This window comes from Pseudoalteromonas carrageenovora IAM 12662 (assembly GCF_900239935.1).
Classification (GTDB): Bacteria; Pseudomonadota; Gammaproteobacteria; order Enterobacterales; family Alteromonadaceae; genus Pseudoalteromonas; species Pseudoalteromonas carrageenovora.
In genome coordinates this window covers 2273184-2288550 of record NZ_LT965928.1, presented here as the reverse complement: position 1 = coordinate 2288550, position 15367 = coordinate 2273184, and the positions used below count along the sequence as shown (strand labels likewise).

At 39.9% G+C, this 15367-nt stretch carries 14 protein-coding genes; 9 read left to right on the top strand and 5 right to left on the bottom strand.

Going from position 1 to position 15367, the window contains the following annotated elements:
• Positions 1-149: 149 nt before the first annotated feature.
• Positions 150-893: a DUF3307 domain-containing protein gene (locus ALFOR1_RS10330; protein WP_104642911.1), complete on the bottom strand. Its 744-nt coding sequence runs from the start codon at positions 891-893 to the stop codon at positions 150-152.
• Positions 893-1516, bottom strand: a complete 624-nt coding sequence (locus ALFOR1_RS10325) for a hypothetical protein (protein ID WP_104642910.1) — start codon at positions 1514-1516, stop codon at positions 893-895. The genes ALFOR1_RS10330 and ALFOR1_RS10325 overlap by 1 nt, the downstream gene beginning before the upstream one ends.
• Before the next feature lie 168 nt (positions 1517-1684).
• Here ALFOR1_RS10325 and ALFOR1_RS10320 point away from each other — a divergent pair, with 168 nt between their 5' ends.
• The 8 genes from ALFOR1_RS10320 to ALFOR1_RS10285 all read left to right on the top strand — a co-directional run bounded on the left by ALFOR1_RS10320 (position 1685) and on the right by ALFOR1_RS10285 (position 9013).
• Entirely contained in the window at positions 1685-2188 is a 504-nt protein-coding gene (locus ALFOR1_RS10320) for a LabA-like NYN domain-containing protein (protein ID WP_104642909.1), read from the top strand.
• Positions 2189-2362: 174 nt separating this feature from the next.
• Complete coding sequence (gene nudC / locus ALFOR1_RS10315) at positions 2363-3286, top strand: NAD(+) diphosphatase (RefSeq protein WP_104643656.1); 924 nt, start codon at positions 2363-2365, stop codon at positions 3284-3286.
• Between the two features lie 9 nt (positions 3287-3295).
• Complete coding sequence (locus ALFOR1_RS10310; RefSeq protein WP_104642908.1) at positions 3296-4474, top strand: cystathionine beta-lyase; 1179 nt, start codon at positions 3296-3298, stop codon at positions 4472-4474.
• 152 nt (positions 4475-4626) lie between these two features.
• Positions 4627-5454 (top strand): ABC transporter permease subunit, encoded by an 828-nt coding sequence (locus ALFOR1_RS10305; protein ID WP_104642907.1) that lies wholly within the window; start codon positions 4627-4629, stop codon positions 5452-5454.
• Entirely contained in the window at positions 5451-6359 is a 909-nt protein-coding gene (locus ALFOR1_RS10300) for an ABC transporter ATP-binding protein (protein WP_104642906.1), read from the top strand. The genes ALFOR1_RS10305 and ALFOR1_RS10300 overlap by 4 nt, the downstream gene beginning before the upstream one ends.
• Entirely contained in the window at positions 6359-6733 is a 375-nt protein-coding gene (locus ALFOR1_RS10295) for a PH domain-containing protein (protein WP_058548278.1), read from the top strand. Before ALFOR1_RS10300 ends, ALFOR1_RS10295 begins: the two co-directional genes overlap by 1 nt.
• 199 nt (positions 6734-6932) lie before the next feature.
• Positions 6933-7727 carry a putative porin gene (locus ALFOR1_RS10290; protein WP_104642905.1) on the top strand — a complete coding sequence of 265 codons (795 nt, stop codon included), beginning with the start codon at positions 6933-6935 and terminating at the stop codon, positions 7725-7727.
• A 482-nt stretch (positions 7728-8209) separates the two neighbouring features.
• Positions 8210-9013, top strand: a complete 804-nt coding sequence (locus ALFOR1_RS10285) for a putative porin (RefSeq protein WP_104642904.1) — start codon at positions 8210-8212, stop codon at positions 9011-9013.
• Positions 9014-9103: 90 nt separating this feature from the next.
• Here ALFOR1_RS10285 and ALFOR1_RS10280 read toward each other — a convergent pair whose 3' ends face one another.
• Positions 9104-10951, bottom strand: coding sequence for a M2 family metallopeptidase (locus tag ALFOR1_RS10280; RefSeq protein ID WP_104642903.1), 1848 nt, complete (start codon positions 10949-10951; stop codon positions 9104-9106).
• Between the two features lie 167 nt (positions 10952-11118).
• Here ALFOR1_RS10280 and ALFOR1_RS10275 point away from each other — a divergent pair, with 167 nt between their 5' ends.
• Positions 11119-13395 carry an acyl-CoA dehydrogenase gene (locus tag ALFOR1_RS10275; protein WP_104642902.1) on the top strand — a complete coding sequence of 759 codons (2277 nt, stop codon included), beginning with the start codon at positions 11119-11121 and terminating at the stop codon, positions 13393-13395.
• Between the two features lie 76 nt (positions 13396-13471).
• Here the strand turns inward: ALFOR1_RS10275 and ALFOR1_RS10270 are convergent, their stop codons facing one another.
• On the bottom strand, positions 13472-13906 hold the full coding sequence (locus ALFOR1_RS10270; protein ID WP_104642901.1) for a hypothetical protein: 435 nt from the start codon (positions 13904-13906) through the stop codon (positions 13472-13474).
• Between the two features lie 145 nt (positions 13907-14051).
• Complete coding sequence (cysK, locus tag ALFOR1_RS10265) at positions 14052-15020, bottom strand: cysteine synthase A (RefSeq protein ID WP_058548272.1); 969 nt, start codon at positions 15018-15020, stop codon at positions 14052-14054.
• Positions 15021-15367: the final 347 nt, after the last annotated feature.

The following is a 15367-nucleotide window of genomic DNA, read 5'->3' as shown; positions in this document are numbered from 1 at the left end:
GTATCTAGTTGTTCTCGGCAATTGCTCCCTGCATTGCTCTACCTCCTGCATCCATGCAGTCGTAAATAAAAAATTTTTAACGATGTTATAGTGCAATTTAATTCGTTAAATTGATCAAAGATTTATGCAGATTGGTATTACTGTACTGCCTACCTAATCAAATAGTTAACGCCTAATCCTATAAACAGGGTAACACTTACACTTAATAAGGTGCCTAGCATTACATATTCGGTGAGCTTTTTATCTTTACTGGCACTTAAATCGCCAAACCTAAATACCGACTTTGCAGCGAGCAAAAAGCCAAGCCCCGCAAATTGATCAAGTAATATAAAGCTTAGCATTAATACACGCTCTATCATGCCAATGCTTTGCCCAGCCAATGCCAAGCTGCCCTCACTTGAAAAGTTAGCGGTGAGCCTCTCTAGCATCATTCTTATAAATACGGCACTTGGGCTTAATATAATTAAATATCCGCATACAACCCAGAGTACTTTAGGGTTTGTGGCAAGTGCGCTTACGTAAGCGATTAAACTTTGGTTATCGGTTATATAAATACACAGCGCTATTATTACGGCTATATGCGCTATTTGGTCGAGTAAAAACGGCACAACCCCTTTATTTGAATACGACTTAGCAATATCAATAAAGTAATGGCTAAGCATAATTACAGCTGTGGCAAGTAACACAGTACTTAGTTGCTGCCAGCCAAATGTATATTCCCAAAGAGTAAGAATTATAGCGCTCGTAATGCCATGAACTAGCACATGAAAGTAGAGCTTTTTAGCCTTAAAGTGGCGGGTATTTCTATCGTTTACCCAGCTCATAGGTTGCCAGTAAAAGTCAGCGAGAAGGTGGACAATAATAAGCGCCACGAGCAATAACGAAAATGCCATTATATAACTCCTTTTACTATCGTTTTTATAACTTGCTCACTGTGAACTATAAAGCGCTCTATAAGCTGGTAATTGGCTAAATTAAGCAGCTTAGTAACGTTTTCGCGGCTAGTATTTAGCTCTTTAGCAAGTGCTGCATGGCTGTTATCTGTGTGCGTTAAATACACGTATAAAGCGTTGGCCTGCTTTTGCGTTATTTTGCTCAGCAAGGTATCAGCAAAGGCGAGATTAAGGTCAAAGCTTTCACCTACTGTTTGCTGTGCAATAGTAAAAACAAAGCGCTGGTTAGTTATTTTATCTAGGCCTTGCCCTGAAAGTACAAACGCAGACCCCGTTGCGGTTTTAATGTCACTGCGTAGGTTATCAATGCTGCCAAGTGCCATGCTTTGCCTAAGCTCATATCCGGCCAACTTTAAATGCAGGTAAATTAAAATCGCGGTTTTAATTATTTCTTCACTTTGGTTTATTTGCAGTTGAAATGCATCACCCCGGTAAATGTTCCAAAGCGTTGTTTTATTACAAACTGCACGCAAACTTTGCTCTAGTTGATAAAGCATGGCATCGTACTGCTGCTTAGGTATTTTTTGCGATTTAATGATATCGCCGCTGATCACACCAATCATAAAAATCCAATAAGTAATCAATTTAGGTTACATAGGCCTAAGTAACCAAATTTGGTTACATTTAATTAAGTAACCAATTTAGGTTACTTAAAGCATAATTGCAAGGAACACTCATTTATGGCGCCAACGTTAATTGGGCCATTTGCCTTTATCCACTTAGGAAAATAAATGACTTCACATAACGAGCCGCAAAACAATAAACCCCGTGTTGGTATTTTTGTTGATGTACAAAATATTTATTACACGTGCCGTGAGAGCTACCGCAAAAATTTTGATTACAATGCCTTTTGGGCGCAAATGAAACAGCAATACACAATTGATTGTGCTTTTGCGTATGCAATTCATCGTGGTGATGAAAAACAAAATCAGTTTCAAAACATTTTGCGGGCCATTGGCTTTGAGGTAAAACTTAAGCCTTTTATTCAGCGTCGTGATGGCAGCGCGAAGGGCGATTGGGACGTAGGCATAACGATAGACATGCTAGAGCAAGGTAAAAACCTCGATAAAGTTATTTTACTCTCTGGCGATGGTGACTTTGCTTTATTATTGGGGCATTTAAAACACCAATATAATGTACCGTGCGATGTGTACGGCGCCGATAAGTTAACCGCCGAAGTGCTTAAACAAAGTGCTGAGCAGTTTCATTTAATTGACAATTCCTTACTCCTTTAACAGTAAAAAATAGTTAAAAAAGAGCAAGCTAAGTGCCTGCAACATGAGAGATTTTAATACAAAGCCGTTATAGATTAATAAAGCCTTATATAGGCTTTTTTTATTGCTGTAATCAATTGGGTTTGCTAAATGATTATGGTAATTTTAAAGCATAACGAGTTACCAAGGACTTACATGCTTCATTACAGCAACATGCCACTAGATAGAGGTTCTAATTTTCGTAAAGACGCTGCGTGGTTAAGCGCAAAAATGTCGGCGCAAAGTAAGTGGCTTTTGGTTAATAATAACCATACATTGTTTTATAAAAATTCCCCACAGGTGTGCTATTTAACACACCAACAAATTGCCCATTTAGATTTATCAGATGCGCTGTTTTTAGGTTCAAATGACGAGCAACACGGTGTATTTGCACTTGATGTTTCGGCCATACAAGATGACGAGCTAGCCCCAATTATTGGCGATGCGCAATTTTTTGATATTCGCCAATATGGTCCACAAGTGGCTATGCAAGATGGCTCAATTGCGGCACTAGCGCGGGGTTTATGTTACTGGCACGCAACACATAGCTTTTGCGGTCGTTGTGGCAGTAAAAATAAGTTAGTTGAAGCAGGGCACTCACGTTTATGTGAAAACGAGCACTGTAAACACCCTACATTTCCACGCACTGATCCGGCGGTAATTATGGTGGTTACAAAAGTATTTGCCGATGGCGTAGAGCGCTGTTTACTTGGCCGCCAAGCAATATGGCAGCTAGGTATGTATTCATCGCTTGCTGGGTTTGTTGACCCAGGTGAAACACTTGAACAAGCGGTTGCCCGTGAAGTAAAAGAAGAGGCGGGCGTTGATGTTGAAAATGTACGTTATATTGCCTCTCAGCCTTGGCCGTTTCCTTCATCTATTATGCTTGGCTTTATTGCACAGGCTAAAACAGAGCAAATTAACGTAGATAAAAACGAATTAGACGATGCTAAATGGTTTACCCGCGAAGAGGTCGCCGAGTTTGGCAATATGGGCGATGAGGGCGAGCATTATAAGCTTCCACGAGTTGACTCTATTTCACGCTTTTTAATTGAGCAATGGCTTTCAAATAAGGTTTAAGGATTGATAATGTCGAGCAAAAATAAAAACACTCAATTAGTGTCATCAGGGCGCAAAAAAGCCTATACCCATGGCGTAGTAAACCCGGTAGTGCAACGTGCTTCTACCATTGTATTTGATAGCGTGGCCGATTTAAAAGAAGCCGCTAAAACGCGTGGTGATAAAACTTTATTTTATGGTCGCCGTGGCACAAGTACGCATTTTGCCCTGCAAGAAGCCATTACTGAGCTTGAGGGCGGCGAAGGCTGCGCGTTATACCCATGCGGTGCAGCGGCGATTAGCCAAGCGTTGCTGTCGTTTGTTAAAGCGGGTGATCATATCTTAATGGTTGATAACGTGTATGAGCCAACGCGCGATTTTTGCGATAAAATTTTAGCAGGCCTTGGGGTAACAACCACTTACTACCCACCAACTATTGGTGCGGGTATTAAAGAGTATATACAGTCAAATACTAAGGTATTGTTTTTAGAATCTCCGGGCTCTATAACCATGGAAATACAAGATGTGCCCGCTATGGTAAAGGTAGCAAACGAGCATAATATTATGACCATGCTTGATAACACTTACGGTAATGGATTGCACTACCGCCCATTAGAACACGGTGTAGATATTAGTATACAAGCGGCAACAAAATATATTGTAGGCCACTCAGATGTAATGATGGGTGTGGCGGTTGCCAATAAAAAATACTGGCCGACCCTTCGAGAACACTCTTATTTACTAGGCCAGTGTACCAGCGCCGATGATGCATATTTAGCCCTTAGAGGCTTGCGTACAATGGGCGTGCGTTTAAATCAACATGAAAAAGCAGCCATGGAGGTTGCCAAATGGCTTGAGCAACATGAGCTTGTTGATCACATTCGCCACCCTGCATTTGAAACCTGCCCAGGGCATGAGTTTTTTAAACGCGACTTTGATGGCAGCAACGGCTTGTTTTCATTTGTAATGAAAACCGGCAATCAAAAAGCAATTGATGCATTTTTAGATAGCCTTGAGCACATTAAAATGGGCTTTTCGTGGGGCGGTTTTGAAAGTTTAGTAACGGCTAATTTAACCATGAAAGGTTTACGTTCGAACACCGGCTGGGATTTAGGCCCTGTTATTCGCTTGCATATTGGCCTTGAAGACATTGATGATTTAATTAGCGACTTAAGCCAAGCGCTTGAGGTATACCAACAGCATTTATAAAAATAGGCTAAATAAACAAAGTTTGGCCTGTTACATTTAAACGGTTTGTTACAAAGCTCGCCTTAGGTGGGCTTTTTTTTGCTGGTAATTCAAGGTGTTTACACTTAGTGTTGAGCAATACTTTTAAAATAAAACGTCATTAAGGATAGCCAATGGCAACATCATCAATAATAAACATAGGACGATTAACGCAAATTGCGGGCTTTGAGCTTGTTCGTATGTTTTTAACTAAGCGCGGCTTAATTGCTATGGCCGCTTTTGCGCTGGTTTGGTTATTAATATTGCGCTACCCAATAGGACAAGCAGTTAGCATTATTAGTGCGCCTAATTTTGAACAAATGGTGCGTGATATTTCAGGTACAATTGGCTTAAGTAAGCTACTTGATTGGCCTGAATCTGAATTTGCCATGTACTGGCTCGTGGCGCTGTATAGTTTTCCGCTATTTGCTATTTTTATTTCCAGTGATCAAACTGTTGGCGACAGAGAGCGAGGAACGCTGAGGTTTATATCGCTGCGCGCTACGCGCTTTGAAATTTTGTTTGGCCGCTTTTTAGGACAACTTGCTGTACTGGCGTGTTTATTAGCCATAACTCTTGTTGCCACATTGGGTGTACTTGGCTTCAGAGATCCCAGCTTGTTAATGGGCGGCTTTACACGCGCACTTTCTATTTTTATTGTAATGGTAGTAGTGCTTAGCCCATTTGTGGCACTAATGTGCTTAATAAATACCTTTGCTCGCTCATCACGTTTAGCCATTGTATTGGTTATTTTATATTTTGCTGGTGGCGGCATTATTGTAGGAATACTGGCATGGCAGGTACCGGCTTTAAATGCACTTGATTATATATTCCCTGGTGTTAACTCTGAGCTATTAGCAGGACAAAACTTACCTTTATTAAGCGCATTAGGTGTACCTCTTATACAAAGTGCGGTGTTTATTGCTATTGCACATAGAATATTTACAAGGAGTTCGCTATGAGCGTATTAATAAAAGCCAGCGGCTTAAGTAAATCGTATGGTGCAAAGCAAGCACTTAATAATGTGAACTTTGAAATTAATAAAGGTGCGCCAGTTGCGTTAGTGGGCCCCAATGGTGCCGGTAAAACCACACTATTTAGTTTGCTATGCGGGTATATAAATCCAAGCCAAGGTGAGCTTTCTATTTTAGGGTATAACCCTGGTAGCGCTGCACTTTTTAATAAAGTCAGTGCATTACCGCAAGATGCGCAGTTAGACCCGCGTTTTAATATAGATAAGCAACTGGCTTTTTACGGTAAGTTGCAAGGTATGGGCACCAAGCAAAGCCATACCGAGGCACTGCGTGTACTTGATTTAGTGGGCTTAAAAGAAGTAGCAAAACAGCGTGCGGGCGATTTATCTCATGGTATGCGAAAGCGCGTAACTATAGCGCAAGCGCTTATTGGCTCTCCGCAAATTGTAATGCTAGATGAAGCCACTGCGGGGCTTGATCCTATTCATGCCAGAGAAGTGCGAGAGCTGGTATCTAGCTTAAGTAGCGAGGCTACATTTATTTTAAGCTCGCACGATTTAACCGAACTTGAGCGTTTATGCTCGCAAGTGCTGCATTTAGATAAAGGTATACTGAGCGAGCATCAAACTAAAGAGAATAATACCGATAAACACTTTTATACATTAATGCTTAACGAGACTTATCAAAATGTAGAGCAACAACTACAATCGTTAGCAGGTGTGAGCCGTGTTTATATGAGCCAACACAAAGAATATGTCGTTGAATATCAGCCAGCAAATGAGCCGCTGGATATTGCTTTGTTAAACTTTTGCCATCAACAAAACTGGCAATATAGGCAATTAGTAAACGGTCATACATTAGAAAATCAAATATTTAAACAGGAGAAAACATAATGGGATTACTAAGCGGTTTAATGGGTAATGCAAGCGAAATAGATGACTCAGATCTTGAAAAAGTGCTTGCCAATACGCTTATAGATGGCGAGCAAGTAGAAAAAGCGTATAAAGTGATTCGTGACTTGTTTATTTTTACAAACAAGCGTTTAATTTTGGTTGATAAGCAAGGTATGACGGGCTCAAAAATGGAAATGGTGAGTATTGCTTACTCTAAAATTACCAAGTTTAGTAAAGAAAGTGCAGGGCACTTTGATTTAGACGCTGAGCTTAAAATTTGGATTGGTTCAGACCCTACACCCATCAGTAAAGAGTTTAAGTCGGGCGATAATATTAACGAAGTGTACCGAGTAATTAGTCAACACGCACTTTAACGTTTCGTACATTGTTTAAGTAGTTGTTGATTAGATGTTGCAACTACTTTAATATTACAGTTTCTTACACCTCCTTACAATTAACTTAATAAATACAACTAGTTAATTAAGTTTTCATTCAGTTTCCCGGCGTTAGCATGTGCACACTTTAGTCAATGAGCTAAAGCATAAAAAGCAATGTACAAAGGGAAGTCTTACAATGAAAAAATTAGCAGTTATTATTTCAAGCATTTTATTATCTAGCACTGCGGCTGCTGCAGACAGCTATAACTCAATCAGTAACTTAAGCTACAAAGATAGCGATAACAACGATACCGTTGCTGTAGACTCTATTTATTACTTATCTCCTAAAAAAACATTAGGCCCGTACGATCAGTTTGAGTACATCAATAAGCAAACTAACGTATACGGCAGCTACGCTGATGACGACTTTGTAGATGTAACTAACGTCGGCGGCGAATACTTTATTAATGAATTTTTAGTGGGTGCTTCATATGAAAACGTTGACCCAGATTCAGGCTCTAACGGTGAACTTTACAAGCTAACCGGTGGTTACTTTTTCAACCCTGACTTACTTGCAAAAGTAACACTTGTTGAAAACAAAGACGGCGATGACTTTGCATTATTTGATTTAGCATACAACTACATGTTAAATGGTACCGATTACGTAGGTGTAACACTTACATCAGATGACGATTTTGATTACCGCGCTGTTGCAGCTAAATATTTCATTGATTTACAACAAGGTAATTACTTAACGTTTGAAGGTAAATACGAAAGCATTGAAGATGCGGAAAACCAATGGGTAGCAGAAACTAACTACTACTTCTCAAAAGCAACGTCTGTATTTGCTAATTACAACAAGCAAGATACATACAGCTTTGGTGCTCAGCACTTCATTAATAAAAACATTGGTCTTAAAGTAGGTTACGAGAACAATGCAGATGACTCTGATAACGATGCATACTTTGCTAACATGCGTTTCCAGTTTTAATTAAATCCCTGATTTAGTTAAAACAAAAGTATTAAAAAGCCCGCTTAATTAGCGGGCTTTGTTGTTTTCAACTCAGATTAACCGTGATAAATGTTTTAGCAGCCGCAGTTACGGTCTTTGTTCTGCTCATCTAAGTAGCTTTCTTAAAATTAAAAAGTAAAAAATTTTTGAAAAATGAGAAAAATATAATTGTAGGAAACCACATTGGTGAGGTTTATCGAATAGTTTAGTTGTATCAATTTAACGACAGTTTGTACCTTATTTGTTACTATTTAAGTTTATATAATGGCATATTATTATTCTGTAGATTTAAAGTTTTCTTAGTGTTTACATTTGGGCGTAATAATTAACAATTTAAGTGATTGTTTTTGCTTTTAATTTGGTCTTCGGTTCAGCTTTTGTTCATTTTTTACTGTTAGGATGCGCCCCGACTTTGGCTAGACAGCTGAGGCATAAAAAGTAATATTTATAGGGAATTTAAAATGAAAAAATTAGCCGTTATCATTTCGAGCATTTTATTATCAAGCGCTGCAACCACTGCAATTGCCGCAGATACTTACCAATCAATCAGCCATGTAGGATACGTGGATGTAGATGGTGATGACACTATAAGTGTTGACTCAACTTATTATTTTTCTCCAAAAGCGACGTTAGGTCCTTATGATCAATTTGAGTACATCAATAAGCAAACAAATGTTTATGGTGCATACAGTGATAATGATTTTTTAGACGTTACTAGCATTGGCGGTGAGTATTTTGTAGAAGATTTTGTACTAGGTGCACAGTACAATAACTTCGATAGTGATTTTGGCTCAAGCACGGATGTAATTGAACTTTCAGCTGGTTACTTCTTTAATCCAAACCTTGTATTAAAAGCAACGTTTGTAGATGTTGAAGATGCTGACAATCAGTTTGTGTTTGACCTAGCATATAACCACGAATTAAACAGCACTGATTATATCGGCTTTACAGTAACAGCAGATGATGAGTTTGATTACCGTGCAGTAGCAGCTAAGTACTTTGTTGATTTACAGCAAGGTAACTACTTAACTGTTGAAGGTAATTTTGAAGATGTTGATGGCGGTTCAAGTAACTGGGAATTAGCATCTAACTACTATTTCAGCAAAGAAACATCGGTGTTTGTTTCAGTTAATAAAAATGATGACTACACTCTTGGTGCTCAACACTTCTTCAATAATAATGTTGGTTTAGAAGCAGGTTACGGCAATAACTGGGATGATTCTGATTACGATGCTTACTTCGCAAATCTAAGCTTACAGTTCTAATTTAACTAAAAATTAGAATTTGAATAAAAAGCCCGCTCATTTGAGCGGGCTTTGTTGTATCTAAACGTTTGAGTTTTTAACTGTAAATTATTACCAGCCGCAGTTGCGGCCTTTATTTTGCTCATCTAAATAGCGTTGCAGTGGTGCAAAGTAATCGAGCATGGCTGTAGCGTCCATTTGCGGTTTGCCTGTTACAGCTTCAAGTGCTTCTTGCCATGGGCGAGACGAACCCATTTCAAGCATTGTGTTTAGCTTATCCCCTGCTTCTTCTGAGTTATAAATAGAGCAGCGATGAATCGCTTTATCGTTACCGGCAATTTCACATAAGCTACGATGAAATTCAAATTGTAAAATATGCGCTAAAAAGTAACGTGTATAAGGTGTATTACCCGGGACGTGGTACTTAGCACCAGGGTCAAAGTCGTCTTCGCTACGAGCAATAGGCGCTTGCACACCTTGGTATTTTTCGCGAAGTTCCCACCATGCTTTATTGTAATCTTGCGGCTTTACTTGCCCTGAAAATACCTGCCAACGCCATTGATCAACCATTAAGCTAAATGGCACAAAAGCCACTTTATCAAGCGCCATTTTCATTAATAGGCCAATGTCTTTAGATTCATCAGGTACTTGCTCTAATAAGCCAATTTCTTTTAAGTAGCCTGGTGTAACCGAAAGGGCAATAGTGTCGCCAATGGCTTCATGAAAACCATCGTTTGCACTTTCTTGATAAAATAAAGGCTGTTTGTTGTAAGCGCGCTGATAAAAATTGTGGCCTAGCTCATGGTGAATAACAGAGAACTCTTCGCCCGTGCGTTGAATACACATTTTAATACGTAAGTCGTCTTTGCTATTTATATTCCAAGCAGATGCATGACACTGCACATCTCTGTCTTTTGGTTTTATAAACAACGAACGCTTGTAAAAGGTCTCTGGTAGTGGCTCAAATCCCATTGAGGTAAAAAAGGTTTCAGCCCCTTTTACCATTTTAAGTTCGTCGTAATTATTTTTAGCTAATAGCTCAGTAACATCGTAACCTGGATCAGCATTTTCTGGTGCGACTACATCGTAAATGTTACCCCACGCTTGCGCCCACATATTTCCTAGCAAGTGCGCAGGAATAGGCTCATCTTGGACTACTTTATCGGTGCCGTATTTTTCACCTAATTTAGCACGAACATGGCAGTGAAGAGAGTTGTATAGTGGTTTTACTTGCCCCCATATACGGTCAAGCTCTTTGGTAAAGTCATCGGCTGGCATATCGTACTTACTTCGCCACATTGCGCCTGTATCAGCATAACCAAGCTCTTTGGCACCCTCGTTGGTAAGTGCAACTTGTTGCTCGTAAAGCGGGCGCATTGGTTTTGATATTTGTCGCCAACCTTGCCATAAATCAAGTAGCTCGTTGTAATCTCGGCTGGTGGCCATTTTTGCCGTCATGTCGCCAAGGCTTAAGCAGCTGCCATCGTCTTTACAATATTTGCCTTTACCGTATAACCCCCCAAGCTCTGCCACAATAGTTGAAAGCTGAGCTGTTTTTTCGGCGTCTTGCGGGGCTGGTAGGGTAAGCGCTAGTTTAAGCTTATTAAGTTTGCGGCGTGCGTCATAATCAAGTTCGAGCTCATCAAACTGCGCGGCTTGATTGGCTAAGCGCACAACGGTTTCAGTCATTTTACGATTAACTTCAGCAGAAAGTGCTGAGGTATCATGAGTAATAAAGTTTGCGTAAATCCACTCTGCACGGCTCGATTCTAAATAAAGCGCACTTAACTCTTGCTCTGTTTTTGTTATAAATGCGTTTGCATCTTTTGCGGTTACTGTTTTGGTAGCTTGTGATGAATCGCTGGTGTCTAGTGTTACCTGTGCATCGCAAGCAGATAAAGCAAGTGTGCTGGCAACCACAAGCGCGCTCATGCTGAGTTTAAAGCGTGGTGTGTTCATGGTATTCCTTTAATTTATTGTTATTAAGACGTTGATAATAGCAGCGATGTTTAAAACAATGAAATGAATACGTTAAGCTAAACTGCTCGTCGTGCAATGATTGTATTTAAATTAAGATGGGTCATAATTAAGTTACTATTTTCATTCAATGTGTAAGGAATGTGCGCATGTCAGTATTTATAATATTGCTGGTTGTTGTGGTGGTTATTTTTGCAGTTAAAGATATTCGCCTAAACCTGATCAGTCGTCCTACGTTTAAAATGTTTAAAAAGGTACTTCCACCGCTTTCGCAAACAGAGAGAGAAGCAATGGAAGCGGGTGATGTTTGGTGGGACGGTGAGCTTTTTAGCGGTAACCCTGACTGGCAAAAACTACATCGTTTTCCTAAACCTGAGCTGAGTGATAAAGAAAATGCCTTTATGGATAGCCAAGTAGAAACGCTATTAGCGATGCTTGATGATTACCAAATAGTGCAAAAAGACAAAGACCTACCAAAAGAAGTATGGGATTACTTAAAAACAGAAGGCTTTTTTGCGCTGATCATTCCTGAAAAATTTGGCGGACGAGAGTTCTCAGCTATTGCAAATTCTACCATAGTGTCAAAAATTGCGACCAAAAGCTTAACTGCGGCGGTAACGGTTATGGTGCCTAATAGCTTAGGCCCAGGTGAATTATTACTGCATTATGGTACAAAAGAGCAGCAAGATCGTTGGCTACCAACGCTTGCAAGTGGTGAAGACGTACCGTGTTTTGCCCTTACCGGCCCAGAAGCGGGCTCTGATGCGGGCAGCATTCCTGACTCTGGCGTTGTATGTAAAGGGCTGCATAATGGTGAAGAAGTTATAGGCCTGCGTTTAAATTGGTCTAAGCGCTATATTACGCTTGCGCCAGTGGCAACAGTGCTTGGCCTTGCATTTAAGATGTACGACCCTGATGGACTACTTGGTGATGAGAAAGAACTCGGTATCACCTGTGCACTTATTCCTACCGACCATCAAGGCGTAGAAACAGGCGAGCGTCATTACCCGTTGAATATGGCGTTTATGAACGGGACGACTTACGGTAAAGACGTATTTATTCCACTAGATTGGATTATTGGTGGTGAGCAAGGGGCAGGGCGTGGCTGGCGTATGCTGGTTGAATGTTTAAGTGCCGGGCGTGGTATTTCGCTGCCAGCACTGAGTACAGCCACTGGACATTTAGCGTCTAAAATGACCTCAGCCTATGCAATGGTGCGCCAGCAGTTTGGTGTATCTATTGGTCAATTTGAAGGTGTGCAAGAGGCATTAGCACGTATTGGTGGTTTAACGTATGCACTTGAGTCGTGTAGGTTGATGACTGCAGGCGCGATAGACTTAAAACTAAGCCCGTCGGTTGTTACGGCTATTGCTAAATATCATATGACCGAAATGGGTCGAACTGTGATGAACGATGCTATGGATATTCATTCAGGCAAAGGTATTCAAGTGGGACCTAATAACTATTTAGCCCATGGCTATATGGGTATTCCGGTATCAATTACGGTTGAAGGCGCTAATATTTTAACGCGTAATTTAATGATATTTGGCCAAGGCGCTACGCGCTGTCATCCGTTTGTGCTAAAAGAAATGGAAGCTGCGGCAATGGAAGATGACGACGCAGCACTTGATCAATTTGATGGTTTATTAATGAACCACATACTTTTTGCTGCAAGTAACGCGGGTATGGCATTTGTACATGGTTTAACACGTAGCTGTTTTGCCAAAGCGCCTGTATGCGGTGCTACCGCTGTTTACTACAAGCAATTAAGCCGAATGAGCCGTGGTCTTGCCTTTACCACCGATGTTGCCATGTTAGTACTGGGTGGTGAGCTTAAACGAAAAGAAATGATTTCGGCGCGCTTAGGTGATGTACTAAGTCATTTATATTTAGCTTCCACAGTGTTAAAGCGCTTTGAAGATGAAGGGCGTCAACAAGCTGACTTACCGTTTGTTAAATACGCAATTGAAAACTCATTGTATGAAATTGGCCAAGCGTTTGATGGTTTTTTCAAAAACTTTTCAAATCCTGTGGTTAACTTTTTACTTAAACGCATAGTATTCCCGCCTGGTAATCACTATCACAAACCAAGTGATGAAACAGCACAAAGTATTTGCGAGCACATGACCCAGCCAGGTGTATTTAGAAACCGCTTAACACATTTATGTTATGTGGATGAAAATGCCGGTACCGGTGTAATGGAGAATGCATTTTTAGCTATGCATGATATGCAAGCGCAGTTTAAAGACTTAAAACAATGGCAACGAAAAGGTAAGGTACCTGCCACGCTTGATATAGAAGGCGCAATTAGTTATTCGTTGGAGCAGGGCTTTATAGAGCAAGCTGATGCAGATGCAATGCACCATACAAATAAGCTAAGAAAACAAGCGATTGCGGTTGATAACTTTCAACCCGGTGAACTTTAGTCAGGTTCACGTTTAGTTAAAATGCAAAAGGCCTCGTAACTGAGGCCTTTTTGTAATTGAGTATTAACAGCTGCGTTTATCGAGCGTAAGGGTCGGCCACTATTTTATCTATATACCACTTACCCTTTTTTCGGAGCATTTTAACGCTTCTAAAATCGTCAATTTTATCGCCATTAAAATAACCCGTAAAAATCAGGTTTATTTTAGCGTTATCGCCGTATTGCTCGCGTACGCTCATGTTGGTCATATCAACTTCAATAACGACTTCGTCGTATTGCATATTAACTAAATTACGTGAAAACTGCTTAGCTGTTCCGTAAGACTTCATTATGCGGGTAAGGTTAGGTGTTGCCATAGTACTGGCTTTTTGTAAGTCTTGTTGATTATAAAGGGCATCAAAGTAAGCGGTAGCTGTATCGCCAGGGGTATCGCCAAGTGTTTTTGCATCATCCCCACATGCACTAATAAATAGGCACACAACTAAACTTAGTAAACTCGAGAACTTTTTCATGTTAATTATTATTAATTAGTTTTTTTAAAGTGTGTGGCTAATTAATGGAGATGTAAAGCGGTGGCGGGTAATTAATAGAAAATTACATAATAAATAATAAAAAAGGATGCTATAAGCATCCTTTTTAGTATCTCAAGGAGAGAAATTACTGTACTAATTCTTGCTCGCTAAATTCTTCAGCAAACATTGGGCTAGATAAGTAACGCTCAGTAGCACTTGGTAGAATTACCACAATGTTTTTGTCAGCGTTTTCTGGTTTTTCAGCAATACGTTTAGCCGCAATTACTGCCGCACCTGATGAAATACCTACTAATATGCCTTCTTTTTTCATTAACTCGTGGGCCATTGCAATAGCATCTTCATTAGATACTTGCTCTGCACCATCGATAACACTTAAATCAAGGTTGCCAGGGATGAAGCCAGCACCAATGCCCTGAATTTTATGAGGGCCTGGTTTAATTTCTTCACCAGCCAGTGTCTGGCTAATTACTGGCGAGCTGGTTGGCTCAACAGCTATTGATTTAACGTCTAGACCTTTTTCGTTTTTAAGGTAGCGACTAACCCCTGTAATTGTGCCACCAGTACCAACACCGGCTACAAAAAAGTCCACTTTACCATCAAGCGCATCAAAAATTTCTGGGCCTGTAGTTTCAAAGTGAATTTTAGGGTTAGCTGGATTTTCGAACTGTTGTAATAAAATAAACTTTTCAGGATCTGTTGCTTGGATTTCTTTCGCTTTTTCAATTGCGCCGTTCATCCCCTTAGCACCATCGGTAAGTACTAAGTTTGCACCTAATGCTTTTAATAGCTTACGGCGTTCTAAACTCATCGTGTTTGGCATAGTTAGCGTCAGTTTGTAGCCACGTGCAGCAGCAACAAATGCAAGTGCAATGCCTGTATTTCCCGACGTTGGTTCAATAAGCTCTTTGCCTTCAACAAGCTGACCTGATTTTTCAGCTTCCCAAATCATTGATGCACCAATACGACATTTAATACTAAAGCTAGGGTTACGAGATTCAACTTTAGCGTATACATTCCCACCCGTAACACGGTTAAGTTTTACCAGTGGCGTATTACCAATACTTAGTGAGTTATCTTCAAAAATAGTAGACATAATGTTCCTTTGGATACAATCTGATCAACGTGTTAATAGCCTTTGCTACTAACTATATAAATACACTTTACTGTGAGTTTAAAAAAACTAAAGTAAAGTTTGGCTATAACATATATCTATTGGGCTTATAACCAGCCGAAATAAAAATCAATCATTAGCTTTGCTTTAGTTATTAAAGGTGCGGGCTTAATTTAAAATTTAAAGGGCAGAAGTTTTCTTTAGTTAAAAAATACGCAAAATAATCTGTAATTAATATAGATTTGTTTGTTATTTGCGCACATGAATATAACTTGAATAGTTTTATCACACAATGAGTCTAAAACATGTTAAAAACACCGTATCTAAAT

Coding starts and splice junctions, on each gene's coding strand:
- ALFOR1_RS10305 (WP_104642907.1), top strand. CDS start 4,627: ATGGCAACATCATCAATAATAAACATAGGACGATTAACGCAAATTGCG.
- ALFOR1_RS10275 (WP_104642902.1), top strand. CDS start 11,119: ATGTCAGTATTTATAATATTGCTGGTTGTTGTGGTGGTTATTTTTGCA.
- ALFOR1_RS10300 (WP_104642906.1), top strand. CDS start 5,451: ATGAGCGTATTAATAAAAGCCAGCGGCTTAAGTAAATCGTATGGTGCA.
- nudC (WP_104643656.1), top strand. CDS start 2,363: ATGCTTCATTACAGCAACATGCCACTAGATAGAGGTTCTAATTTTCGT.
- cysK (WP_058548272.1), bottom strand. CDS start 15,020: ATGTCTACTATTTTTGAAGATAACTCACTAAGTATTGGTAATACGCCA.
- ALFOR1_RS10285 (WP_104642904.1), top strand. CDS start 8,210: ATGAAAAAATTAGCCGTTATCATTTCGAGCATTTTATTATCAAGCGCT.
- ALFOR1_RS10280 (WP_104642903.1), bottom strand. CDS start 10,951: ATGAACACACCACGCTTTAAACTCAGCATGAGCGCGCTTGTGGTTGCC.
- ALFOR1_RS10330 (WP_104642911.1), bottom strand. CDS start 893: ATGGCATTTTCGTTATTGCTCGTGGCGCTTATTATTGTCCACCTTCTC.
- ALFOR1_RS10270 (WP_104642901.1), bottom strand. CDS start 13,906: ATGAAAAAGTTCTCGAGTTTACTAAGTTTAGTTGTGTGCCTATTTATT.
- ALFOR1_RS10290 (WP_104642905.1), top strand. CDS start 6,933: ATGAAAAAATTAGCAGTTATTATTTCAAGCATTTTATTATCTAGCACT.
- ALFOR1_RS10310 (WP_104642908.1), top strand. CDS start 3,296: ATGTCGAGCAAAAATAAAAACACTCAATTAGTGTCATCAGGGCGCAAA.
- ALFOR1_RS10295 (WP_058548278.1), top strand. CDS start 6,359: ATGGGATTACTAAGCGGTTTAATGGGTAATGCAAGCGAAATAGATGAC.
- ALFOR1_RS10320 (WP_104642909.1), top strand. CDS start 1,685: ATGACTTCACATAACGAGCCGCAAAACAATAAACCCCGTGTTGGTATT.
- ALFOR1_RS10325 (WP_104642910.1), bottom strand. CDS start 1,516: ATGATTGGTGTGATCAGCGGCGATATCATTAAATCGCAAAAAATACCT.